Genomic DNA, 25577 nt, shown 5'->3' on the forward strand with positions numbered 1-25577 from the left:
CGTGATGGGAATGTATGTCGTTGTTGTCAGCGTGAACTATCGTACAGCCCCTGTCGAAATTCGTGAGAAATTGACGTTTAATCAAACGGAACTTGCTGAAGCGATGAAAGCGCTACAAAAGCAAAAGAGCATGTTAGAAAACGTCATCTTATCGACATGTAACCGTACGGAAATTTACGCAGTTGTCGATCAACTAAACACAGGGCGTTATTATATAAAAACATTTTTGGCGGATTGGTTTGGCCTTGATAAAGAACAAATCGCTCCGTATTTGCGCATTTATGAAGAGCGTGAAGCGATTGAACATTTATTCCGCGTCGCTTGCGGGCTTGATTCGATGATTTTAGGTGAAACACAAATTCTTGGGCAAGTGCGCACAAGTTTTCTTTTAGCGCAACAAGAAAACACAATAGGCACGGTGTTTAAACAGCTATTTAAACAAGCGATTACGCTTGCTAAACGCGCCCATGCCGAAACAGAAATCGGCGCCAATGCCGTATCTGTCAGCTATGCAGCGGTGGAATTGGCGAAAAAAATTTTTGGCGATCTAAAAAATAAACATGTGCTTATATTAGGTGCTGGAAAAATGGGAGAATTGGCCCTGCAAAACTTGTACGGAAGCGGCGTCAAACGCGTGACGGTCGTGAATCGTACGTTTGAAAAGGCGCAGCAACTTGCCGAACGATTCCAAGGGGACGCCAAGCCATTATCACAATTGCAATGTGCGTTGTTGGAAGCAGACATTTTAATTAGTTCGACAGGCGCAAAGCAATACGTCATCACAAAAGAAACGATGGCTGTCATTGAAAAAATGCGCAAAGGTCGTCCGTTTTTTATGATTGATATTGCTGTGCCACGCGATTTAGATCCTGCGCTTGCTGAGTTAGATAGCATCTTTTTATATGATATTGACGACTTGCAAGATATTGTTGAAGCGAATTTAGCCGAGCGGAAAAAAGCGGCCGAGCAAATTGAACGTATGATTGCTGAGGAAATGGACGAGTTTCAACAATGGTTGCATATGCTCGGAGTTGTGCCGATTATTGCAGCTTTGCGTGAAAAAGCGATGCTTATTCAAGAAGAAACGATGAAAAGTTTAGAGCGAAAATTACCGCATTTATCGGAACGCGATAAAAAAGTGTTAAACAAACATACAAAAAGTATCGTCAATCAATTGTTGCGCGATCCGATTTTGCGCGCAAAAGAATTGGCTGCAGAGGACAATGCAGAGGAAGCGCTTCAGTTGTTTATGAAAATTTTCAATATTGAACAACAAGTGAAGCAGCAACAAAAAGAGATAAGCTGTGTTCACGAGCGAGCGACAGAACCATCTTTTCAATCGTAAGGAAGATCACATATGTTTGATATGACGAGATGGTATGAACTCTCGCTTCTTTTACATGCATCGTCCGTTTTATTTTATTTTATTGATTTTCTTCATCACAACCGGAAGGCAAACCGCATTGCTTTCGGGTTGCTTTCTATTGTTTGGGGGATGCAAACATTTTTCTTTTTTGCGAGAATGGTCGAGACAGGGAAATTCCCTGTTTTAACACTTGCGGAGGGGCTGTCGTTTTACGCGTGGTTACTTATTACGTTATCGCTCGCGATTAATAGGTGGCTGCGCGTTGATTTTCTCGTCTTTTTCACAAACGTATTAGCGTTTTTTGTTCTTTCATTGCATACGTTCGCACCGACGCCGTATACTGTTGAGATCGCAGAGCAATTGATGTCTGAACTGTTGTTTATTCACATTACGATGGCTATTTTATCATACGGGGCATTTTCGATTTCGTTTATGTTTTCCCTTTTATATTTGCTCCAATACGAGTTATTGAAGAAGAAAAAATGGGGAAAGCGGTTATGGCGGCTTGGTGATTTAGCCAAGTTTGATGACCTTGCGTACGTGCTTAATGGTGTCGGTGTTCCGATTTTGTTATTGAGTTTAATTTTAGGTGTTGTTTGGGCATATATGAAAGTAGATCATTTCGTTTTATACGATGCAAAAGTGCTCGGTTCGTTTACTGTATTGGCAACATACAGTTTTTATTTATATAAGCGAGCTGTCAAAGGGATACAAGGGAAAGAAATGGCAGTTTGGAATGTCGGCTCGTTCCTTATTTTGCTTATTAATTTCTTTTTGTTTGGTACGTTATCGCAATTTCATTTTTAGCGATTGTTGGAGGAAAGAAAAATGAGGAAAATTATTGTTGGTTCGCGCCGTAGCAAGTTAGCGCTAACTCAAACAAATTGGGTCATCGAACAACTGAAACAACTCGGGGCCCCGTTTGAATTTGAAGTAAAAGAAATCGTCACAAAAGGCGATCAAATTTTACATGTGACGTTATCGAAAGTAGGGGGCAAAGGGTTGTTCGTGAAAGAAATTGAACAAGCGATGCTAGATCGCGAAATTGATTTTGCCGTTCATAGTATGAAAGATATGCCTGCTGTTTTGCCAGACGGATTAATGATCGGATGCGTACCGAAGCGTGAAGACCATCGCGATGTGCTTATTTCCAAAGGGCATATTCCGTTTGAACAACTACCAAGCGGAGCAGTTGTTGGAACGAGCAGTTTACGACGTTCCGCGCAGCTGTTAGCCGTTCGTCCAGATTTACAAATTCAATGGATTCGTGGCAACATTGACACTCGTTTGGCGAAATTACAAACAGATGCGTACGATGCCATTATACTGGCAGCTGCTGGATTGCATCGCATGGGATGGGCGAAAGAAGTCATCACACAATATTTATCGACCGACATATGCGTCCCAGCCGTTGGACAAGGGGCGTTGGCTATTGAATGTCGCGAAGATGATGCGGAGCTTTTACATTGGTTAAATAAGTTGACCGATAAGCAAACGGAACGAGCCACTCGCGCAGAGCGAGCATTTTTACAGCATATTGAAGGTGGCTGTCAAGTGCCTGTTGCCGGTTATGCGTACGTTGATGAAGATGCGATTGTGCTTACAGCACTTGTTGCAACACCGAATGGAACAGAAGTATTGAAAGAAGTTGTGAAAGGAACAGAGCCCGAAAAAGTGGGTACGGAAGCGGCAAAACGGCTAATTGAACGAGGAGCGAAACAACTCATTGAACGAGTATTAAAGGAGCTGGAGTAAATGCTTCGGGGGAAACGGGTGCTTGTGACGCGCGAAAAATCGCAAGCAAAAGCGTTATCGCAAGCGTTAGAACAACACGGTGCGATTCCGATTGAGTTACCATTGATTCGCATTGAACGGGCAAAACAAGTAGGTCAAGACTTATTACACAAATGGCATACGTTTGATTGGATTGTATTTACGAGCCAAAACGGAGTTAAATATTTTTTCGAGCTGATTAGCGAAATGAAACCACCAACGTGGCCGAAAGTGGCTGCAGTAGGGGAAAAAACAGCGAAAGCATTGCAAAAACGAAACGTTGTTGTCGACCTCATTCCAAATGAATTTGTCGCTGAAAGTTTAGTCGAAGCGTTAAAACCGTTACTTTCTACGCATGCGCGCGTGTTGCTTGTGAAAGGAAACTTAGCGCGCGATACGTTGCGAGAGCAATTAAGCAGCATCGCAGACGTCACAGATTGGATCGTATACGAAACGACATACAATGAAGATGCAAAACCAAAAATAATCGAACTTCTTCAACAACGGATGATCGATGCGATTACGTTTACAAGTTCATCGACAGTACATAGCTTTGTTGAAGCGATCGCAGGGGAAAACGTTGATTTATCTTTTGTCACCATCGCATGTATCGGTCCGATTACGAAACAGACAGCTCTTCATTTAGGCATTCCTGTTCACGTTTGCCCACATACATATACGATCGATGCAATGATCGAGGAGCTGAATCAATATTTTATAAGATTTTACAAGGAGTGAATAAGATGCAATTTGCACGTCATCGTCGTTTGCGCCAAACAGCAAATTTACGAGCTATGGTGCGTGAAACACATCTTCATATGGAAGATTTCATTTATCCGATTTTTGTGATTGAAGGAGAAAACATAAAAAACGAAGTACCTTCCATGCCGGGGGTGTATCAGCAGTCGCTTGACTATGCGCTTGAAGATGTAAAAGAGGCTGTTCAATTAGGTGTACGGTCGATTATCGTATTTGGTGTACCAAACGAGAAAAACGAAATCGCTTCGCAAGCGTATTGTGAGCACGGTGTCGTTCAACGTGCCATTCGCGCGATCAAAGACGCATTTCCGGAACTTGTCGTGATTGCCGACACATGTTTATGCCATTATACGAGCCATGGACATTGTGGTATCGTAGAAAATGGAACGATTGTCAACGACGATACGCTTGAATTATTGGCAAAAACAGCAGTCAGTCAAGCGAAAGCGGGGGCGGACATCATCGCGCCATCTAACATGATGGACGGGTTTGTCGCAGCGATTCGCCAAGCGCTAGATGAAGAAGGATTTACATATGTGCCAATTATGTCCTATGCCGTAAAATACGCATCAGCATTTTACGGTCCATTTCGCGATGCAGCCCATAGCGCGCCGCAGTTTGGCGATCGTAAAACGTACCAAATGGATCCTGCTAATCGGCTAGAAGCGTTTCGTGAAGCAGAAGCAGATGTGGAGCAAGGTGCTGACTTTTTAATGGTTAAACCGGCGCTGTCGTATTTAGATATTATTCGCGACCTCAAAAATCATTTTCATTTGCCGATTGTCGCTTATAACGTAAGCGGAGAATATGCGATGGTAAAAGCAGCTGCGCAAAACGGCTGGATCGATGAAAAATCGGTTGTACTTGAAATGTTAACAAGCATGAAGCGCGCAGGCGCCGACTTAATTTTAACGTATTTTGCAAAAGATGTTGCTCGATGGTTAAAGGAGGGGAAATGATGCGTAGTTATGAACGTTCCAAAGCGGCATATGCTGAGGCAGTTAAGCTTATGCCTGGCGGTGTAAACAGCCCAGTGCGCGCATTTCGGGCAGTAAAAATGGATCCGATTTTTATGGCGCGTGGAAAAGGCTCGAAAATTTACGACATTGATGGAAATGAGTATATTGATTACGTCTTATCTTGGGGACCGCTTATTTTAGGTCATGCGAACGATCAAGTTGTTGAAGCATTAAAACGAGTAGCGGAAACAGGAACAAGTTTTGGTGCTCCAACGTTAATTGAAAACGAACTCGCCAAACTCGTCATGGAGCGCATGCCGTCTATTGAAATCATTCGTATGGTTAGCTCGGGAACAGAAGCGACAATGAGCGCCCTTCGTTTAGCACGCGGCTATACAGGACGAAATAAAATCGTCAAATTTGAAGGATGCTATCACGGACATGGCGATTCGCTTTTAATTAAAGCGGGGTCAGGTGTAGCGACACTCGGTTTGCCAGATAGCCCAGGGGTGCCGGAAACGGTTGCTCAACATACAATTACTGTACCGTACAACGATTTACAAAGCGTACGTTACGCGTTTGAAAAGTTCGGTGAAGATATCGCGGCGGTTATTGTCGAACCTGTTGCTGGAAATATGGGGGTCGTTCCGCCAGAACAAGGTTTCTTGCAAGGTTTGCGCGATGTGACGAACGAATACGGTGCCCTTCTTATTTTTGATGAAGTGATGACAGGTTTCCGTGTCGACTATTATAGCGGTCAAGGTTATTACGGTGTCAAGCCAGACTTGACGTGCCTTGGAAAAGTCATCGGTGGTGGACTACCAGTCGGGGCATACGGCGGTCGGGCTGATATTATGGAGAAAATTGCACCGAGTGGTCCGATTTATCAAGCCGGTACGTTATCAGGAAATCCGATGGCGATGACAGCTGGCTATGAAACGCTCCGACAACTGACGCCAGAAACGTATGAGCAGTTTAAGAAAAAAGCGAATCGTTTAGCGGAAGGATTAAGCGAAGCGGCAAAAGCGTATGATATTCCACATACGATTAACCAAGCTGGCTCGATGATCGGCATGTTCTTTACGAATGAGCGCGTCACAAACTACGAAACAGCAAAAACGTCCAATTTAGACTTATTTGCTCGTTATTATCAAGAAATGGCGAATGAAGGCATTTTCTTGCCACCATCGCAATTTGAAGGCATGTTTTTGTCCACTGCGCATACAGATGAAGATATTGAAAAAACAATTGAAGCAGCGCGACGTGCGTTTGCAAAAATTAGCGATTGCCTCTAGGGCATCGCTTTTTTTATGCATACTTCTTTTTTTCTTCTCATAACCATAGTAATGTGAAATGACTTGGACGTTGAAGGAGAGATGAGCATGTTGCGTTTTTCAATTGAAGAAGCGATTGCGTTTCGACGTGAACATCACGTCGATCAACTATTATCGATTTCGCTACAACCGACAATTACAATCGAGGAACAAGAAGATTACGTGTATATTCGCGGTGTGCTAGAACTATCTGGAGAATATATAAAACGTGAAGAAGATGGAGAAGATGTTGAAACATTTGAACTCGGGCGATACATTGAACAAGTGCGTATGCGTGATGAGGAAACGGGTGAATTTTTACATCAATTTCCAATTGATGTAACTGTTCCAAAAGAGCGAGTCGATGATCTTGAACAAGTGTATGTGCTGATCGAATCATTTGATTATGACTTACGGAAAAACGAATTACTTCTTATTGCTGAAGTGGCCATTCACGGTATTCAAATGGATGATGATCGAGAAGACGAAGAAGAGTGGGATGCGTACAACGCAGACGACTTTGAACCGTTTGAAGCTGTTGCCCGTCAAGAAGTATATGAAGAAGAAAAAGAAGAACAAGAAACAATCGTCAATGTACCGACATTTTATATGCTCCATGAAGAACAGGTAGCTGATAATGACGAACATAAAGAAGAACGGATTGATGTTCAAGGGGAGCATGAAGAAGAACAGGTTGATACTCAAAAGGGATATGAAGAAGAACAGGAGAGCAAGCGAGAAGAAACGTCTTTTCAATTTGAACTAAAAGGAAGGGAAACGAACGAAAAGCGAAATGAAAATGCGTTATATTTAACAAAACTATTTGGTAAAAATGAAGAACAGGCGTTTGCTCGTTTGAAAATTTGTATTGTCCAACAAGGCGATTCGTTGGACAAGATTGCCGAGCGATACGACGTATCTGTTCAACAGTTGTTGCGTACAAATCACCTTGAAAGTGGCGCAGATGTACATGAAGGTCAGTTACTATACATTCCAACGCCAAGTAAAGTATAAAAGGGCGGAATGGTGATGAAACAAGCGAGCGTGCAAAAATGGGAAACGACAAATGGAACATACGCGATTAAACGCATCGATTCATTTGCTTATTGGCAGGCGATTGAGCAAGCTTACCGCTTACGCATACCGCTTGCCATTCCGATTTATGAAACGAAAAAACGGGGCGGCCAATGGTATTACACAATGCCATGGCTAAAAGAAAAGACGCAACCAGCCTCATCGTTTTTTCACGATTTAGCGCGATGGCATAAACATTCATTAAAAGAAATACAAACGACTGAAGCGGAAATCGAATCTTATTATAAGAAACGAAAAAGCTCACTTGAAAAAGCAAAACAAACATTAACTCAGTATATTGAACAATGTGAAAAACAATGGTATATGTCCCCGTTTCAGTTACAATGTTGCACTCATTTTCTCGACGTTATGCGCGCCATTTCGTTTTCTGAACATACGTTAAATGAATGGCGCGAGCGCATGCGTGAAAAAAAGACGGTGCGTATTTGCTATATTCACGGTCGACCATCGTTTCAACATTATGTGGAACGAGAAGATGGCACAGCGTATTTTATTAGTTTCGAACGGGCGCGCTGGGCTCCACCATTTCATGATTTACTCTTATTTTTTCGCCAATATTTGTATACGTATCCGTTGACGTGTGATGAAGCGGTACAGTGGCTTGCACAATATGAACAAACATTGGCGCTTGAAGAAGATGAACGGTTATTGTTTTTTCATTTACTTGTTGATCCACATCGGTTTGTTCGTCTCATTCATCGGTACGAACAACAACGTCATGACCGGCAACTGACAGCTGCTTGGCAACGGGCATATTGGCAAATGAAAAATATTGAATATGTCATTGGAAAATGGGAAGAAGAAAAGCAACAACATCAAATCCAATCGTAATGTAAAGCGAAGGAAAGAAGAATGAAAATAGCGAGTAAAATGACGTCAATCGTTGTTGGAAATAAAATCGTTCGAATCGCCTGAACGACGGTAATCGGGATGATGCATTGTTCAGCAATAAAGCGAAGTTTTCTTAGCCACGGTGGCCAAGCGTACGGGTTGTAACGTCTACGCATATGCTCACATCCTTTTCAATTTTGCTCCACATGTTGGAGCTCTTATTTTTTATCATATGTATAACGAAGTGAAAATGTGGCAAACCTTATTGACGATTCATATGATTTTTATATAGTATTATGTATGAATAGAAAAAAGCGAAGACAGGGAAGAGTACGGCGCAACCCGCCTTGCAGAGAGGGAAATCAGTAGCTGCGAGATTTCCTAGGTTTGTGGTCGTCGGAAGGTCGCCCTGGAGCTGCTTCTTCGAACGAAAGTAGGAGAAGCCGGTGCATCGCCGTTATCGATTTGAGTGCTTAAGCATCGCTTAAGAAAAAAGGTGGTACCGCGAAAGAGTCTCCTTTCGTCCTTTTCGGATGAAAGGAGTTTTTTATTTGATTGAAGGAGGGATTTGTATGTTACCGCCAAAATATGATCATCGTGCTGTAGAAGCGAATCGCTATGCATGGTGGCTAAAAGGAAAGTTTTTTGAAGCAACAAGTGATGAAACGAAAAAGCCGTTTACAATCGTCATTCCACCGCCAAACGTAACAGGAAAGCTCCATTTAGGACATGCGTGGGATACGACGTTACAAGACATTATTACGCGCATGAAGCGCATGCAAGGGTATGACGTCTTATGGCTTCCAGGCATGGACCATGCGGGTATTGCTACGCAAGCAAAAGTAGAAGAAAAGCTGCGCAATGAAGGAAAGACGCGCTACGACTTAGGACGTGAAAAGTTCGTTGAAGAAACGTGGAAATGGAAAGAAGAGTATGCTGGGCATATTCGCTCCCAGTGGGCAAAGCTTGGGCTCGGACTCGATTATACGCGAGAGCGCTTTACGCTTGATGAAGGACTATCTAAAGCGGTGCGTGAAGTGTTCGTTTCGCTATATAAAAAAGGTCTTATTTATCGTGGCGAATATATTATTAACTGGGATCCAGTGACAAAAACAGCATTATCGGACATTGAAGTCGTATATAAAGATGTGCAAGGTGCGCTATATCATATGCGCTATCCGCTTGCGGACGGCTCAGGTTATATCGAAGTGGCAACGACACGTCCAGAAACGATGCTTGGTGATACAGCCGTTGCGGTTCATCCAGAAGATGAGCGGTATAAACATCTTATCGGAAAAACAGTCATTTTACCGATCGTCGGTCGCGAAATTCCGATTATTGGTGATGAGTACGTTGACATGTCGTTCGGTTCTGGGGCAGTAAAAATTACGCCAGCACATGATCCAAACGACTTTGAAATCGGAAACCGTCATAACTTGCCGCGCATTCTCGTCATGAACGAAGATGGTACGATGAACGACAACGCTCTTCAATATAAGGGGCTCGACCGCTTCGAATGCCGTAAGCAAATCGTGAAAGATTTACAAGCACAAGGCGTGCTATTTAAAATTGAAGAACATATGCATTCGGTTGGTCATAGTGAACGTAGTGGTGCTGTTGTAGAACCGTATTTATCGACGCAATGGTTTGTGAAAATGAAGCCGCTTGCTGAAGCTGCGATTGAACTACAAAAAACAGAAGGAAAAGTAAACTTCGTCCCAGAGCGGTTTGAAAAAACGTACTTACATTGGATGGAAAATATTCGCGATTGGTGCATTTCTCGCCAACTTTGGTGGGGGCATCGTATTCCAGCATGGTATCATAAAGAAACAGGCGAAGTGTATGTCGATCATGAGCCACCAGCTGATATCGAAAATTGGGAACAAGATCCAGATGTATTAGATACATGGTTTAGTTCTGCGCTTTGGCCGTTTTCAACGATGGGCTGGCCGGATGAAACATCGGCAGACTATAACCGTTATTATCCAACGGATGTGCTTGTAACAGGATATGACATCATTTTCTTCTGGGTATCGCGCATGATTTTCCAAGCGCTTGAGTTTACAGGAAAACGTCCGTTTAAAGATGTGCTTATTCACGGACTAGTACGCGATGCACAAGGACGAAAAATGAGTAAATCGCTCGGTAACGGCGTTGATCCGATGGATGTGATCGATCAGTACGGTGCCGACTCGCTTCGTTACTTTTTAGCGACAGGAAGTGCACCTGGTCAAGACTTGCGCTTTAGCACAGAAAAAGTTGAAGCGACATGGAACTTCGTCAATAAAATTTGGAACGCTTCTCGTTTTGCGCTCATGAACATGGAAGGATTCACGTATGAAGACATCGACTTACATGGCGAAAAATCGGTTGCCGATCATTGGATTTTAACACGTTTAAATGAAACGATTGAGACGGTAACAAAACTTGCCGATAAATACGAGTTTGGTGAAGTCGGTCGCGTATTATATAACTTCATTTGGGACGACTTATGCGATTGGTATATTGAAATGGCGAAATTGCCGCTATACGGCGAAGATGAACAAGCGAAGAAAACGACGCGCTCTGTTCTTGCTTATGTGCTTGATCAAACGATGCGTCTCCTTCATCCGTTTATGCCGTTTGTGACGGAAGAAATTTGGCAACAACTTCCTCATGAAGGAGAGTCAATTACAGTTGCTTCGTGGCCACAAGTCCGTTCTGAACTAAGCAATCATGAAGCAGCCGAACAAATGCGTTTGCTTGTTGATATTATTCGTGCCGTGCGTAACATTCGCGCAGAAGTGAATACGCCGCTAAGCAAGCCAATTACGCTGCATATTAAAGCGAAAGACGAGCAAATTGCGAATACCCTTCAGAAAAACCGCTCATATATCGAGCGCTTCTGTAATCCTAGCGAGCTTGTCATCGACACGACGATTCCAACGGTCGAGAAAGCGATGACCGCTGTTGTGACAGGGGCAGAACTAAGCTTGCCGCTTGAAGGGTTAATTAATATTGAAGAAGAAGTGAAACGTCTCGAAAAAGAGTTACAAAAACTCGATCAAGAAGTCGAGCGCGTGCAAAAGAAACTAAGTAATGAAGGATTTTTAGCGAAAGCGCCAGCGCACGTAGTTGAAGAGGAACGGAAAAAAGAACGAGATTATCTCGAAAAGCGTGAAGCGGTTCGCGCTCGTCTTGCACAATTAAAACAATAGTTTTATGATGAAGACGAATCCATTTTGGATTCGTCTTTCACTTTAGTAAAAGGGGGATTTTTTTCATGGTTCGTACATATAAAGAAGCAGTTGAATGGATTCATGGACGGTTAAAGTTAGGGGTCAAACCGGGACTTAAACGAATGGAATGGATGATGGAGAAGCTCGATCATCCAGAGCGTCGCATTAAAGCGATTCATGTCGGTGGGACGAACGGAAAAGGATCGACCGTTTGCTTTTTACGTCACATTTTACAAGAAGCAGGTTATCGTGTCGGGACATTTACATCGCCGTATGTGGAGCAATTTAACGAGCGAATAAGCATCAACGGCCAACCGATTAGCGATGTCGATTTGATTAAACTTGTGCAAATCATTCAGCCTTTAGCAGAGGAGTTAGAACAAACGGAATTAGGCGGGCCGACAGAGTTTGAAGTCATTACCGCCATGGCACTTTATTATTTTGGCAAAATGAACGTGCAAGACGTTGTCATTTTTGAAGTAGGACTTGGCGGACGCTTAGATTCAACGAACGTTATTTATCCGCTTTTATCGGTGATTACAAACATCGGTTACGATCATATACATATATTAGGGAATACACTTGAACAAATTGCGTTTGAAAAAGCGGGCATTATTAAGGCAGGAATCCCTGTTATGACAGCGATTGATCAGCCGGAGGCGCTACAAGTAGTAGAAGAGAAAGCGACATCGGTACGCGCAAAAGCATATGTGCTCGATCGCGATTTTACCATTTTCGCTCACGAACCAACGACGGACGGAGAACGTTTTTCTTTACAAACACCGTTTACGACATATCGCGATGTCACAACGTCGATGCTCGGTGCACATCAAGTGAAAAACGCCGCGCTTGCGCTGATGGTTGCCGACTATTTACGTACGTATTATTCGTTTCTGATTGAGCGTGAACATATGTACAACGGCATTCGAAAAGCAGCATGGCTCGGGCGATTTGAAAAAATGGATGAACGTCCACTTATCATTATTGATGGGGCGCATAACGAAGAAGGCATCGATAGCCTCGTTGCGACAATAAACGCTCATTATCCGAATCGCAGTGTACACGTACTGTTTACAGCGTTAGGGGATAAACCGGTTGCTGCGATGATTCGAAAGTTAGAATCGATTGCCGAGACGATGACGTTTACAACGTTTGATTTTCCGCGTGCCCTTTCTGCTGAGCAACTAGCTGAACAAGCGACACATCCGAATGTGCAATGGACAAACGACTGGAAACAATGGCTGAAAGAAAAGCGAAAACAAATCGCAACTGATGACATCATTTTAATTACAGGTTCACTTTATTTCATCTCAAACGTACGAAATTTTATAAAAAATAAATATAACTAAACGAGAGATTGTTGGTATAATAGATAAAAAGTAGGATTTTTGAAAGGGGGAGAGGTAGGTGAGGAGAAGCTTGCTACATTTCTTTTTTGTTTTCTCTTTTGTTATCCTCTTCAGCTGTTATTTTCCTGTACTGGGTCACGCTCAGACATCTCCGTCATTAGATTTCACAGTTGTTCCGTCCCAAAATGAATATGCAAAGCCTCCTAATGAGGATGCTAAGGGACGGCTGGATATAACCATTACTCCAAAAGGAAAAATTGATAACATCGTTCGCCCGCCGATTGATGTCGTGTTTGTTTTTGACATCTCCGGCTCAATGGATGAATTGGGAACGGATCCTATGAAATTTCAAAGTGCTAAACAGGCATTAGCTTCGTCTATACATTATTTCAAGGCAAATGCTAATCCAAGTGACCGATTTGCTCTAGTCCCCTTCTCAGATGGTGTTAAGTATGATCGAGTTGTTCCATTTCCATCGGGTGTGTATAATGTTTCATCCCACTTAGAGACTATTTTAAAAACAGCCAATGGTTTAGTTGCTAGTGGGGGAACAAACTACTTAGCTGCGTTGCAAACGGCTCAGTCCTTTTTTGATGATTCTACTCGAAAAAAATATGTTATATTTTTAACTGATGGTGAGCCAACGGTATCAAAGGTAAAGGAAAAAGTGACATATGAAGTATGTGAAGGGATATTATTGTGGAGGAAATGCTATAACCAGACAGCCAATTTAGATGTTGAATATAGATTGTTTAGTGATGGTATAACCTCTGAGAGAGTGATCTACTATCCAAGTGGAAGACAGTCAACTTTATCACGAAATTCAACAGATTATGCAAAATATAAAGAGAAAATACGTAGTCATGCATTGAATATGTCTAAGGAACTTGGTAGTAGTAATGTCACACTTTACTCGATTGGATTCGGAAATAATCGAGATGTTGACTTAAATTATCTAGAGCGGTTATCGGCGATAACTGGTGGGATTGCCAAACAAGGCACAACACAAAACTTAGTAGAAATTTTCCATGAATTTTCAAAACTTGCAATAGATCCAGTATTGTCAGGGACAATTCGCATTCCTCTTCATTCGTTCGATGGAAAGGTGCAAATTTTTGAAAATGGTAATGTATGGATTGATGATACTAAGACGAATGCTTACATTTCATTTAACGTCAATTATAACGTTGGTCAGTCTACACCTTCCCCAATAAATGTATCTGTGCCGATCGCGTTCAAGGAAAAAGGAACATATACGCTGAATGCAGAGATGGTTTATAGGGATGTTTATGGTGTAACACAACCGTCTATTAATAAGCAAGTTACGATAGTAGTAAAGGATGAAGTTCCACCGACATTTGACGGAAAAGTAGAGCTTCAAGGGGTTTCCCACGATGTTAGCGCCCTAATTAAATATGGAAATACTAACGGTGATTCTAACCAATTTGTTGCACGATATACGCTAATTCCTAGTGGCTATGTTGGAAGTGGTAAGTCAGGCTATTTAAGCAATATAAAAATTATTCAACCGCTTCCACAAGGAGTAACGGTGGCTGCTTCTCAAAATGTTAATGTTTACACTAAGGACGGTACAATGTATGCGGAACTTTTGTTGCCAGATAAGAAAGTTGATTATAAAGAACTGAATAATACGTTGTTGAATGTTGATTTAAAATTACAGGTAAACTGGGCTATGGATGCAGTGCAATTGCCTCGGGCGACAGTTTCTTTTGAAGATAGTATCTATGGTCTAAGATCATCTGTATTGCCAATAGCTTCAAAGTTAATCGGGATGAAGGTGAGACTTTTAGAGTTCCCAAACATTTATTATGAAGGAGATAGCCGAGGACTCGTTTCTAAATGGCGGACACTTCCACTGACAACGAATTTGATTGCTGAAACGAAGCATCCTAATGATTATGGGTTACGAATGTTGCCAATCCAGTCATTATCGTTTAAGTCGGGCAGCGACGATTATATTATTTTGGTAACTTACAAGGATGGCGAATCGGTTGAATTAAATCTTAAGCCTCAGTTAAAAATATTGAAGTCTGACAACGTAGAGATTCCAAGTGGATCTGTGGTAACAGAGCCTGTGAAGGTTCGGATTGTTGGATTTGTGGCAGGTGAAAATGTTTCTTATCAATATCAAATGGCTAACTTAAAGCAAAATATCAATTGGAGTTCACTAGTTGAGCCGTATGAAATTCCGATTACTGTTGACGGTTTAACGACGATTTCTGTTAAGTCATTTGGTGGATTTACAAAAGAGCCTAGCCTCTCATCTGTTTTTGTGACATACAACAAGTTGATTAGTAGCATCAGACTTGAGTACAATAGGGAGATGAATGTGGGAGATGAGCAGATTATTCGACCAGTCATTTCTCCAATTGATGCAACGAACCAGCAGTTACAGTGGAGTTCAAGTGACCCGAATATTGCTACTATTGATCAACAAGGAAAAGTGGTGGCGAAGAGACCAGGTGTTGTGAACATCACAGTTAGAACATTAGATGGAAGTAATTTGTATGAAAGTGCACAAATTCGAGTCATAGATCCTATTGTTTTGCTAGAAGGAATTCGTTTTAAACGTTCGATTTTGTATGTAACAGTTGGCACGAAGGTTTACCTCAATGAAGAAATTGAATTCATACCGAGTAATGCAACAAATAGAAAAATTGATATGAGTTCGAGCTCTCCAAGTTATGTTGCTGTTTTTGAACAAAACGAAAAATGGGTTTTAGAGGCAAAGGAGTTAGGATATGCAACAATCACGGCGAGAGCTAGAGATAATGAGATGATTTCGGCATCTATGCTTGTCATTGTAAGAGATAGGAATTTAGGAGATGAGTTTGAAGATAAAAGGAATAAATGGTAAAAAGCAGACGCGAGGGTTTAACTCGTGTCTGCTTTTTATTTTACGCTCAATTCATCAATAATTACATGCAACCTTTTTGAAAATGGAAGACCTAATCCGCGATCGATCAAGACGTTTTTGTCGTGTCGAATGATAAAACGTGATTCGGACACATTTGTGAGTGTTGGATTGGAATTAGGCGGTTCTGACAGCGATGTTACCACTCCGCGATAAGCGTTTATGGTCACTCCCTCGCTGAATCCATCAGCGATTGTTTGCTCACTATTTCCCTTAGCGAACAATCCTCCTCTAATATTGATATACGAACCAACTGCATAAATTACAGCATTGCTCTCGGTATAGAAGTACCCTTGAAGATTTTCTTTTTCGAAACTGAAGCTGTTATTAAACTCATTCACTCGATAAAGCTCTAGACGTCCTTTTGAAAGAATGACAACTTGTTCATTATCTAGACCTGAAATATTGGTATCATATATTGACGTTTTCCCTGTCACGTATATTGTAGAAGCAAGCTGTACTCCGGATTTTCCATTTATAATCAAATCCCCAAACACAATGATGTTTCCCTTTAACTTACTGTTGTTTCCTAAATATAGATCCCCATCTACAATAAGCCATTTGTCTTCTAAGTTAAGCTCTTCGTTTTCAAACACATAGGAAGGAGCAGATTGTAGAACGATAGATTTGCTATTCTGGTTGTTTTTAATAAAGTCTTTAAGAAGCATGACATCATCTACAAGAGAAAAAGCCTCGTTTTCTTTAAGCTGATTAAAAAGATGTTCTGGATCCCCTGAATTTTTAATGTAATTCGCATACTCATAGCTAAAAGGTTCAACTCCAGCTGCTAGCAATAGTTTATCCTTTAGCGTCCATGAGAAATCCACGTCAATAAAATCTTCTGTCTCCTTTTGAATAAGAAGAGAAGGTGGTAGCTCATGTTCTGAGTAATTTAGCAATGAGTACTCGAATTTATTGTTATTTAGGTTGTAACAACTTCTCGCTCCATTTTCATGATCGCACGTATAACGGTTGCCTTCTACAAACAATATACTTTTTTCACTTGTCGTTGGAAACGTTGTCTGTACCGAATAAAGCGTTGAGTTATAAATATAGTTCGCGACGTTTGTAACGTATATATCATTTCCTGCATATATATTGCCGTCAATATAAGAACCGCCGTTCAATGTCACGTTCTTACGCGAGCCAATCGCATATTTTAAAAAGCTCGGTGCATTTGTAATAATTACTTCACGTGATACCGTTTTTTTTTCGTATGGGGCGGAGATGCGAAATACGCGCGTAAATAATTTATTGCGTGCGATTCCTTTTGCATCGGTGATATCTTCAATTGTGACGCTATGGCGTTTCATGAGTTCACTTAAAAAGCCAGTTTGTGCATTTCCTAAATCGATGTCAAGCTGCGTTGGGGTCGATAGCGGCAATGTTTTAATTTTCGCTTTTAACTCCGCTACTGTTTCTTCTACCGCTTTTACAGCATCGTGAAGCGATGTGACATCCTCGACGCGCACTTGTGTAAATTTCGCTTGATATATGCTGACAGATAAAATGGTAAGCCCAATAATAAAAAAGACAGTGACCGTTAACATAACGAGTACAAGGCTATATCCTTTCTCGTTCACCTCTTTCCCCCCCTAAAAGCCAAATTGTGATTGCAACGTAAACGGTTCAGTATATAACGGATCGTCTGGATTGCGATGGTCATTGTCTTGAACAGATAAACGAATCGAAATGACCCCGCTTTTACATATGTTTTGTTGTTCTCGCATGCATTTGTATTGAAATTCAGACTGTTCGGGAACGATACGTAAATTGGATGGCGTGACTTGTTTCCCATTTATAAGTAATGTCTCGTTTGTTTTATCTATCATGATTTGTAACGTTTGATCTGCTTTTTCTTTCTCTTCGACTTCTTTCTCTTCGACGAGCCCTGTACTCTCATCAATGTCTTTTTTTATTTGATTGACGAATGTGAGCTTATAGTCGTTTGATTCATCCTTCTTTAAGCCGTCTGGAGCAAGGGCATATAGTTCGTTAAAAATCGTTGTCATCAATATATCCGCTTCGCTTCGCAACTGATTTTCAATACCGATTCGTTTATACGCTTTCGTCCCTGTTGTAAATACGCCATACGCGGAAGCAGCAATAAGTGATGTGATCGCTAACCCAACAAGCAATTCAATAAGCGTCAGTCCACGTTCGTTAGCGAATACTTTCATTGGCGATCACTCCTTTTAAGACGATCAGTTCGTTATTCGAACGGACGGTGACATATAAACGAAGTAAATAGTCGCTTACATTTTCTTTTATTTCCTTTTCGTTTTGAATCGTTTGTTTTAAAGGATCAGGAAATTCACTTGGTGGGTTGTTTTTTATTTGTGACCATATCGTTTGATTGTATGGAATTAACCAAGCTTGTACGTCTTCTTTATCGTATGTGACGTTGTTAACTGTTGGTGCAAAAACAGCTTTACATACGTCTCCATTAGGAAATAACGATCTATTGGAACATGACGAAGCATCGAAACGTATGAACGGTGTTTGTTCTGTCATATGTTCATGAACATAGGCGTTGATCGTTTGAAAATCGAGACGTGCCATATAATGAACGACCCCACGTGCGATATTGATGGCTACCGTTTTTGATTGATTATACGCGGTGTATGTCATCGCGTTTGTAAAAAACATAAACATGCCACCCATAACGAATGATAAAATAACAATGGATAATAACACTTCAATTAACGTAAATCCACGTTCATTATAAAAAATATTTATTTTCTTTTGACACATTTTCCTTCCCCTTCTTTTAAAATACATAACTTTATTATACAATATGTTAGAGTTAGGTGTTGTATCATTTGCGAATGGGGGGAACGATTTGCCATATTTATTTTTCGCTATCTTTTTTCTCATATTAATCCCCATCTATATGCGGCTGCCTTTTGGGTGGACAAAAAAAGGAGTAGCTCTTTTATTAACGGTTGCTTGTTTATTAAGCATGTTTGGGATGATTGCGATCGAGCAATTTCCACTTTGGCAAGCCTCATTATTCCTTTTTCTTTTAGTCATTGCAAGCACATATTTACTTGAACAAAAGCTCGGTCATTTATTTTATGTACGCATTCATGAACATGATTTAATTGTTGAAGGCGACGAAAAAGACGAACTACCGTCTGCTATAGAAGAGGTGGTGGAGCAACAAAATGAGGAGATTCGACAAGAAGAAATCGAAAACGTCGATGAGGAATGGTTTCAAAGGGAATGGCCTGAAGAAATTGAACAACAAACCTCTATTGAACCGCTCCGTGAAAATGACTTTGATCATATGATTGAGCCGATAGAAAGCGTAGATGACGTCATTGAGCCGTTACATATGGTAGACAGTGACGATACAAGTGTAAACGAAACAACCGAAGACGTGGCAGAACAACAGTGGCTTGATTTGCTCAGTGAAGAAAATATGGAGATTATACATGATCAAAATGAAATGAAGGAAGAAAAAGATAGTCAGCTACTCGACATCGAAACGATTGCTGTTGTCGAAGAAACGAGCGAGCATGTGAGCGATGAATTGTATAACATCGAGCCGATTGTAGAAGACGATGATATACATACGGAAGCGAGTGCTGATATGGTAGAAGAACAAGAAAGTATTCAAAGCGTTGAGGAAGCAGTAGAGCAAGTGAGCGAAGAAGAACAAGGAACGGCCGATGATGAATGTGTAACAGTAGAAGAAAACAATGAAGAGGTGCATATGCTCCCGAGACCGTTCATGAAAAATTTACTTGCTTCTTTATACGCGATGCGTCCATTGTTGTCGGACGAACAATATGAACAGCTTATTCATAAACATTTACATCCTCGCTTACACGAACAAGATTATTACACATTTGCCAATGTATTAATGGAGCATTACGTTGCTTCGAAACAATATGAAAAGCTATATGATGTCGCGAAACAATTGTACGGGCAATATGAGCTTTACCCGATGATCCAACAACAATTAGCACATATGATACATTATGCTGAACAAAAAATGGGGTGGAAAAAATGAAAAGTAGTACACAAGTTATTGGTCTTCCAGTCATTAGCATTCAAAATGGTGTTCAACTTGGGCAAGTGAAATCGCTCGTTGTAAACCCAGAAAAAGGAACTGTTGACTTTTTTATTGTTGATCAAGAAAATTGGGAAATTAGTATGAAAGCGATTCCGTTTCGCCATATCATTGGGATTGGTGAATTTGCGGTAACAGTAGAGGAAGAAAAAGCTGTTCTTGATTTAAACGTCATTCCGATTGCAAATGAGCTTGTCAACAAAAAAATTGCGATTAAACAAGCGAAAGTAATGACGAGAAAAGGACAATTGCTTGGGGAGGCAACAGAGTTTTATATCGATGAAGAAACAGGGAAAATTACAGGCATTGAAGTACAAATCGGATCGGATGTTCGTATCGTTCGTGCCGATCACGTCATTACATATGGAAAAGAGTTGTTAATTGTTCATGAACATGCGCAACAAGAACTCGTCTCCAATGTTGACGCGTTATTGTCGCTAAAAGGAACACAAGTCGAGCCGCTCATTAAACAAATGCTTCCAGAAACGGTAGGGAACGAGCTAGATGAATTGCGTCAAAAACAAATTGAGATGTTAACAGGAAAACGATTATTAAAAGATATTGTTGATGCAAATGGTCAAGTGTTGCTTCCAAAAGATACGGTGTTGACGAAAGAACATGTGATTCGCGCGCAAGAAGAAGGCCCAGATGTTGTAATTGAGCTGTCGATGAATGTCGAGTAAGGAGGCGTATGTCATGCGCCAAAACGTTTCGCTAAAGTTGTTTTTTACGTTGCTTTTGACCGTTTCATATTTACTGACAACTACAAAAGTGGCGACATGGGCGTACGAGTCGTTTGCTGGCGGGGACAAATTTGCTGAAGGGACGATGATTGGTCCGATCGATGTATCGAATCGTTCGGCTGATGAGGCGTATAAACAAGTGAACGAAAAAGTGAACGAGTGGAAGCAATCAGCAACGATGACGCTCGTACTCGAAGGAAAAGAAGCGACGCTGCCAACGAATGCGTTTACATTTCATATCAAGGAGAGCATGAAACAGGCGGTAAGCGGAAAGCGCACCCCTCTCCTCGTTTCTGTTGATCATGAAGTGTTACAACAGGCGATCACTTCCATCGGCGCATTAAGCGATTGGATGGATGTTGAAAAAGTAAAAGCTCAGTTAGAACATGAGGCTGCTTCCCTTACATCTGCTCAACTATTGCTTCAGCAATACGTTCGGGAAGATATGCAACAAGAAACGGTTTTATCGCAAGCCATGATTCCATTGCATGAAGAGCTTCGTGCAATATCACAAACAGCAATGACAATTGAGCCAAAGCAAATATTTTCTGTTTTGGACTTTTTCAAAAAACAAGGTTTAAGTATATCTAAAGAAGCGATGACGTTATTTGCATCTGCACTATATGAAGCGATAATACCGACAAATTTTGAAATTGTTGAACGGCATACGAGCGCCGTATTGCAAAACGGAGTGAAGGCAGGGTTTGAAGCGGCTGTTGAACAAAATAAAAAAGACTTTATATTTTTTAACCCGAATGATCAATCGTATACGATCGAAGTAAGAGCGGAAGATGGACAAATGAAAGTTGCCTTAGTGGGAATTCCGTTTATTTACCAATATGCAGTAAAAACAGATCCAATTGAATATTATGATCCGAAAACGATTGTGCAATATAGTGCATTGCTGAAGCCGAACGAAAAACGAATAAAAGAAGAGGGAAAAAAAGGAATGCTTATTCGCTTATATAAAGAAGTGTACGATCGAAACCGCACATTAGTTGAAACAGTGCTCGTTTCGGAAGATTTTTACCCGCCGATTCATCGTGTGGAAGTGCGTGGATTACGGTCCGAGACAAGTGAGACACCAAATGAATCACCAGCACCCAATGAATCATCAACACCAAACGAAACGCCTTCAACAGAACTAACAGAGCAAGAAGACATATGGGGAAATGAAAACGAGCAAATCAAAGGAAATGAGGATGAGACCTCATGAAAAAGCAAGAACGAAAACGATTAGGTGATTTGTTAATTGAAGCGGGGCTCATTACGAAAGAACAGCTTGAAGAGACGTTAAAGGAAAAAGCGCCGGGGCAAAAATTAGGCGATGCGTTGTTGCAACGTGGCTATATTACAGAACAACAATTAATTGAAGTATTAGAGTTTCAGCTCGGTATTCCACATGTCAGCTTATATCGTTATCCAATTGATCCGAAATTAATGAACCTTGTGCCGAAAGAATTTGCGAAACGAAATATGCTTATTCCTTTAAAACGAGAAGGGGATCGATTGTTTGTCGCCATGGCTGACCCGATGGATTTTTTTGCGATCGATGATTTGCGCCTGTCGACAGGTTTTCATATCGAAGTGGCCATTGCCTCAAAGGACGATATTTTACGAGCCATTAATAAGTATTATGATATTGACGACACGGTTGAAGAGTTTTTAAACATCGTTCCTCAACAAGAGCCGCGTGAACAAGAGAACATTGTCGAAGATGATTCGCCGATCGTAAAGCTTGTCAATCAAATATTACAAATGGCTGTTGAACAGCGAGCGAGCGATATTCATATTGACCCGCAAGAGACGAAAGTCGTTATTCGTTATCGCATTGACGGAATTTTACGCACGGAGCGGGCGTTGCCAAAACATATGCAAGGAATGTTAACGGCGCGCATTAAAATTTTAGCGAATATGGATATTACGGAACATCGTGTCCCACAAGATGGGCGCATAAAAATGAATATTGATTTTCATCCTGTCGATTTGCGTGTATCAACATTGCCGACCATCTATGGCGAAAAAATCGTTATGCGCGTCCTCGATTTAGGGGCAGCATTAAACGATTTAAATAAGCTTGGCTTTAATAAAGTTAATTTACAACGGTTTATTCAACTCATTGAACAGCCGACAGGCATCGTTTTAATTACAGGGCCAACTGGTTCAGGAAAATCGTCGACGCTTTATGCAGCGTTAAACCGTTTAAACGGGGAACATGTGAACATTATTACAATTGAAGATCCAGTCGAGTATCAGCTTGAAGGAGTCAACCAAATTCAAGTCAATCCAAATGTCGGGATGACATTTGCGGAAGGGTTGCGCTCCATTTTACGTCAAGACCCGAACATTATTATGGTAGGGGAAATTCGCGACCGCGAAACGGCGGAAATAGCTATTCGTGCGTCGTTAACAGGACATCTAGTGTTAAGCACGCTGCATACGAATGACGCATTAAGCACGGTCGCGCGTTTAATTGATATGGGCGTTGAGCCGTTTTTAGTTGCAACATCGCTATCTGGTGTTGTGTCGCAACGTCTCGTGCGCCGCGTTTGTCGAGATTGCCAAGAGGAACATGAACCGACGAAGCGGGAGGTGGACATTTTTGCTCGCCGTGGTTTGAAAATTGAAAAAGTGATGCGCGGTCGTGGCTGCCCAACGTGCAACATGACAGGGTATAAAGGGCGCATCGCCCTGCATGAATTAATGGTCATGTCTGATGAAATGAGAAAGGTCATTTTAAATGGCGAACCGCTTTCGAAATTGCGTGAAATAGCGATAAAAAGTAAAATGATTTTTTTAATTGATGACGGATTGTTAAAAGTAAAACAAGGGTTGACGACAACAGAAGAAGTGTTGCGTGTAAGCATTGTATAAGGTAAGGTGATGAGCATGAAACAAAAAGTAGATGCGATGTTGCGTGCTGCATTTGAATTAAAAGCATCTGATATTCATTTAACGGTCGGTATTCCTCCGATTTTTCGTATTAACGGAGATTTGAAACGATATGGGCAAGATGTGTTGTCGCCAACCGATACAGAACAAATGGCAAAAGCGATCGTTCCAGAGCATATGTGGACGCGCTTTGAAACAGACGGCGAATTAGATTTGTCATATAGTCTTTCAGGTGTGTCACGTTTTCGTGTGAACGTATTTAAACAACGTGGATGTATATCGTTAGCCATTCGTATCGTACCGACGAAAATTCCAACGCTTGATGAACTGCAATTGCCGGACGTATTAAAAAAGATGGTGACGAAACCACAAGGGCTCATTCTCGTCACGGGGCCGACAGGGAGCGGAAAATCGACGACGTTAGCCGCGATGATCGATTATATGAACAAGACGATGCGCAAACATATTATTACGCTTGAAGATCCGATTGAATATGTGCATAAGCATGGCAGCTGCATCATTGATCAGCGCGAAGTCGGAACGGATACGAGCAGCTTTGCAAACGGGTTGCGCGCTGCTCTTCGCCAAGACCCTGATGTCATTTTAGTCGGAGAAATGCGCGATTTAGAAACGATTCAAACGGCAGTGACTGCTGCTGAAACGGGGCATCTTGTTTTCGGGACGCTTCATACGTCAAGTGCCCCTGCGACGATTGACCGAATTATTGATGTATTTCAACCAGAACAACAGGCACAAATTCGCATTCAGTTGGCGACAGTTTTAGTTTCCATTATTTCACAACGACTATTTCCGCGCGCCCAAAACAACGGGCGGATTGCCGCGACGGAAATTTTAATAAACAATGCAGCAGTCGCCAATTTAATTCGCAACGGGAAAATTCATCAAATTCCGAGCGTCATGCAAACGAACCGTGCGCTTGGCATGCATACACTTGAGGCGAACATTAGAGAGCTTGTCGAACAAGGACTGATTGCAAGAGAAACGGTTGAGCCGTACTTGCAGGAAGGATGATGACAAATGGCGCAATTTCGCTATGAAGCGCGTGATATGCGCGGACGAGTAAAAAAAGGGACGATTGTTGCTTCGTCACGTCGCGATGTGATGATGAAACTTCGTGAACAACGGTTGAAAGTGATCGACGTACGCGAAGTGCCACAAACGTTATTAACGAAAGAAATTACATTCGGTAACCCCGTCAAACTACAACATTTCGTTATTTATTTACGTCAATTTGCTACGCTTTTAAAAGCGGGAGTGACGATTGTCGACGCCACTCGTATTTTAGCGGAACAAACGGAAAGTAAAGCGCTAAAAAAATCGTTGTTGCGCATCGAAGAGCAACTAAGAAGCGGACAACCGTTATCTGTAGCGATGGCGAACGATTCAAAAATTTTTCCTCCGCTCGTCATTAATATGATTCGAGCAGGAGAGGCGAGTGGGAGTATCGATGAAACGCTAGAGCGATTAGCTGATCATTTTGAAAAAGTGCACCGCACGCGGCAAAAAATTGTTTCCGCTCTAGCGTATCCGATTGTTGTCGGCATTATTGCTGTGATTGTTGTCATCTTTTTACTCGTCGGTGTCGTTCCAACATTCGTTTCAATGTTTGCAGATTTTGGTGCGGATTTGCCGAGCATTACGAAGTTTGTGCTACGTGCAAGTGAAGTGATGCAAACGTATTGGTGGGGCGTTCTTCTTTTGTTGCTTAGCACGTATGGGGTACTGATGCTGCTGAGAAGGCAAAAAAAGACGAAATATTATATCGATGTCATCGTGTTGCGCATGCCGATTTTCGGTGGAATGATGCAAAAGGCGGTGCTTGCCCGCATGACGCGCACGTTAAGTTCGCTTTTTTCAAGCGCTGTCCCTATTTTACAGGCGCTTACGATCGTTGAAGAGGTTGTAGAAAACGAGGTGATTGCTCGTGTCATTCGCACATCGCGTGATGCGCTTGAGCGTGGAGAATCGTTAACGGAACCGATGAAACGACATTGGGCGTTCCCCCCTCTTGTAACACAAATGATTGCGATCGGAGAGCAAACAGGCTCGCTTGATGCGATGCTTGCGAAAGTTGCCGATTTTTACGAAGCAGAGGTCGAAGCGGCGACCGATCGGTTAAAATCGCTTATTGAACCGCTTATGATCGTCTTGCTTGCCGGCGTTGTCGGGACAATCGTCACATCCATTTTAGTCCCGATGTTTGATATATTTAATCACATTCAACAATAAAAACAATAAAATAGTA

At 41.7% G+C, this 25577-nt stretch carries 21 protein-coding genes and 1 other annotated feature; of the genes, 17 read left to right on the top strand and 4 right to left on the bottom strand.

All coding sequences use genetic code 11. The features are described 5' to 3' along the window. Positions 1 to 10: 10 nt before the first annotated feature. The 8 genes from hemA (at position 11) to NSQ23_RS04255 (ending at position 8096) form a co-directional block, all read left to right on the top strand. The gene (gene hemA / locus NSQ23_RS04220; protein WP_339174279.1) at positions 11 to 1345 is read left to right on the top strand and encodes a glutamyl-tRNA reductase; all 1335 of its coding nucleotides are present in this window, start codon (positions 11 to 13) and stop codon (positions 1343 to 1345) included. Between the two features lie 12 nt (positions 1346 to 1357). Then, positions 1358 to 2173 carry a cytochrome c biogenesis protein CcsA gene (gene ccsA, locus NSQ23_RS04225; protein ID WP_339173199.1) on the top strand — a complete coding sequence of 272 codons (816 nt, stop codon included), beginning with the start codon at positions 1358 to 1360 and terminating at the stop codon, positions 2171 to 2173. A gap of 21 nt (positions 2174 to 2194) precedes the next feature. Next, positions 2195 to 3121, top strand: coding sequence for a hydroxymethylbilane synthase (gene hemC, locus NSQ23_RS04230; RefSeq protein ID WP_339173201.1), 927 nt, complete (start codon positions 2195 to 2197; stop codon positions 3119 to 3121). Next, entirely contained in the window at positions 3122 to 3877 is a 756-nt protein-coding gene (locus tag NSQ23_RS04235) for a uroporphyrinogen-III synthase (RefSeq protein WP_339173204.1), read from the top strand. Further along, positions 3874 to 4857, top strand: coding sequence for a porphobilinogen synthase (hemB, locus tag NSQ23_RS04240; protein WP_339173207.1), 984 nt, complete (start codon positions 3874 to 3876; stop codon positions 4855 to 4857). Before NSQ23_RS04235 ends, hemB begins: the two co-directional genes overlap by 4 nt. Next, entirely contained in the window at positions 4857 to 6152 is a 1296-nt protein-coding gene (hemL, locus tag NSQ23_RS04245) for a glutamate-1-semialdehyde 2,1-aminomutase (protein ID WP_339173210.1), read from the top strand. Before hemB ends, hemL begins: the two co-directional genes overlap by 1 nt. Positions 6153 to 6239: 87 nt before the next feature. Beyond that, positions 6240 to 7184 (top strand): LysM peptidoglycan-binding domain-containing protein, encoded by a 945-nt coding sequence (locus NSQ23_RS04250; protein WP_339173213.1) that lies wholly within the window; start codon positions 6240 to 6242, stop codon positions 7182 to 7184. A 15-nt stretch (positions 7185 to 7199) separates the two neighbouring features. Next, positions 7200 to 8096 (top strand): aminoglycoside phosphotransferase, encoded by an 897-nt coding sequence (locus NSQ23_RS04255; RefSeq protein ID WP_339173216.1) that lies wholly within the window; start codon positions 7200 to 7202, stop codon positions 8094 to 8096. Here the strand turns inward: NSQ23_RS04255 and NSQ23_RS04260 are convergent. Continuing rightward, positions 8081 to 8272, bottom strand: coding sequence for a hypothetical protein (locus NSQ23_RS04260; RefSeq protein ID WP_091704493.1), 192 nt, complete (start codon positions 8270 to 8272; stop codon positions 8081 to 8083). The genes NSQ23_RS04255 and NSQ23_RS04260 overlap by 16 nt on opposite strands. A 132-nt stretch (positions 8273 to 8404) precedes the next feature. Further along, positions 8405 to 8627: a binding site (T-box leader), on the top strand. A 41-nt stretch (positions 8628 to 8668) separates the two neighbouring features. On the opposite strand from NSQ23_RS04260, the gene NSQ23_RS04265 reads away from it, so the two are divergent. The 3 genes from NSQ23_RS04265 to NSQ23_RS04275 all read left to right on the top strand — a co-directional run bounded on the left by NSQ23_RS04265 (position 8669) and on the right by NSQ23_RS04275 (position 15541). Then, the gene (locus tag NSQ23_RS04265; RefSeq protein WP_339173219.1) at positions 8669 to 11293 is read left to right on the top strand and encodes a valine--tRNA ligase; all 2625 of its coding nucleotides are present in this window, start codon (positions 8669 to 8671) and stop codon (positions 11291 to 11293) included. Positions 11294 to 11358: 65 nt separating this feature from the next. Continuing rightward, positions 11359 to 12663, top strand: coding sequence for a folylpolyglutamate synthase/dihydrofolate synthase family protein (locus NSQ23_RS04270; RefSeq protein WP_339173222.1), 1305 nt, complete (start codon positions 11359 to 11361; stop codon positions 12661 to 12663). 58 nt (positions 12664 to 12721) lie between these two features. Next, complete coding sequence (locus NSQ23_RS04275; protein WP_339173225.1) at positions 12722 to 15541, top strand: VWA domain-containing protein; 2820 nt, start codon at positions 12722 to 12724, stop codon at positions 15539 to 15541. 35 nt (positions 15542 to 15576) lie between these two features. Here NSQ23_RS04275 and NSQ23_RS04280 read toward each other — a convergent pair whose 3' ends face one another. Genes NSQ23_RS04280 through NSQ23_RS04290 form a run of 3 tightly spaced genes read right to left on the bottom strand, consistent with a single transcriptional unit; the run spans position 15577 to position 18352 of the window. Next, a complete protein-coding gene (locus NSQ23_RS04280; protein ID WP_339173227.1) occupies positions 15577 to 17181 on the bottom strand; it encodes a hypothetical protein in 1605 nt (534 codons plus the stop codon). 12 nt (positions 17182 to 17193) lie between these two features. After that, positions 17194 to 17778 (bottom strand): prepilin-type N-terminal cleavage/methylation domain-containing protein, encoded by a 585-nt coding sequence (locus NSQ23_RS04285; protein WP_339173230.1) that lies wholly within the window; start codon positions 17776 to 17778, stop codon positions 17194 to 17196. Further along, entirely contained in the window at positions 17762 to 18352 is a 591-nt protein-coding gene (locus tag NSQ23_RS04290) for a prepilin-type N-terminal cleavage/methylation domain-containing protein (protein WP_339173233.1), read from the bottom strand. The genes NSQ23_RS04285 and NSQ23_RS04290 overlap by 17 nt, the downstream gene beginning before the upstream one ends. Positions 18353 to 18491: 139 nt before the next feature. Between NSQ23_RS04290 and NSQ23_RS04295 the strand changes: the two genes are divergently transcribed. From NSQ23_RS04295 to NSQ23_RS04320, 6 genes are read left to right on the top strand one after another with little or no spacing between them, the layout of a single operon-like run. Beyond that, the gene (locus tag NSQ23_RS04295) at positions 18492 to 19616 is read left to right on the top strand and encodes a hypothetical protein (RefSeq protein WP_339173235.1); all 1125 of its coding nucleotides are present in this window, start codon (positions 18492 to 18494) and stop codon (positions 19614 to 19616) included. Further along, positions 19613 to 20359 carry a PRC-barrel domain-containing protein gene (locus NSQ23_RS04300; RefSeq protein WP_064214444.1) on the top strand — a complete coding sequence of 249 codons (747 nt, stop codon included), beginning with the start codon at positions 19613 to 19615 and terminating at the stop codon, positions 20357 to 20359. Before NSQ23_RS04295 ends, NSQ23_RS04300 begins: the two co-directional genes overlap by 4 nt. A gap of 13 nt (positions 20360 to 20372) precedes the next feature. Continuing rightward, a complete protein-coding gene (locus NSQ23_RS04305) occupies positions 20373 to 21635 on the top strand; it encodes a VanW family protein (RefSeq protein ID WP_339173237.1) in 1263 nt (420 codons plus the stop codon). After that, positions 21632 to 23293, top strand: coding sequence for an ATPase, T2SS/T4P/T4SS family (locus tag NSQ23_RS04310; protein WP_339173240.1), 1662 nt, complete (start codon positions 21632 to 21634; stop codon positions 23291 to 23293). Before NSQ23_RS04305 ends, NSQ23_RS04310 begins: the two co-directional genes overlap by 4 nt. 15 nt (positions 23294 to 23308) lie before the next feature. Further along, positions 23309 to 24343 carry a type IV pilus twitching motility protein PilT gene (locus tag NSQ23_RS04315; protein ID WP_339173243.1) on the top strand — a complete coding sequence of 345 codons (1035 nt, stop codon included), beginning with the start codon at positions 23309 to 23311 and terminating at the stop codon, positions 24341 to 24343. A gap of 6 nt (positions 24344 to 24349) precedes the next feature. After that, entirely contained in the window at positions 24350 to 25561 is a 1212-nt protein-coding gene (locus NSQ23_RS04320; RefSeq protein WP_339173245.1) for a type II secretion system F family protein, read from the top strand. The last annotated feature ends 16 nt before the right edge of the window (positions 25562 to 25577 follow it).

It is taken from the genome of Anoxybacillus sp. FSL W8-1294 (genome assembly GCF_037965005.1).
GTDB lineage: Bacteria > Bacillota > Bacilli > Bacillales > Anoxybacillaceae > Anoxybacillus > Anoxybacillus flavithermus_G.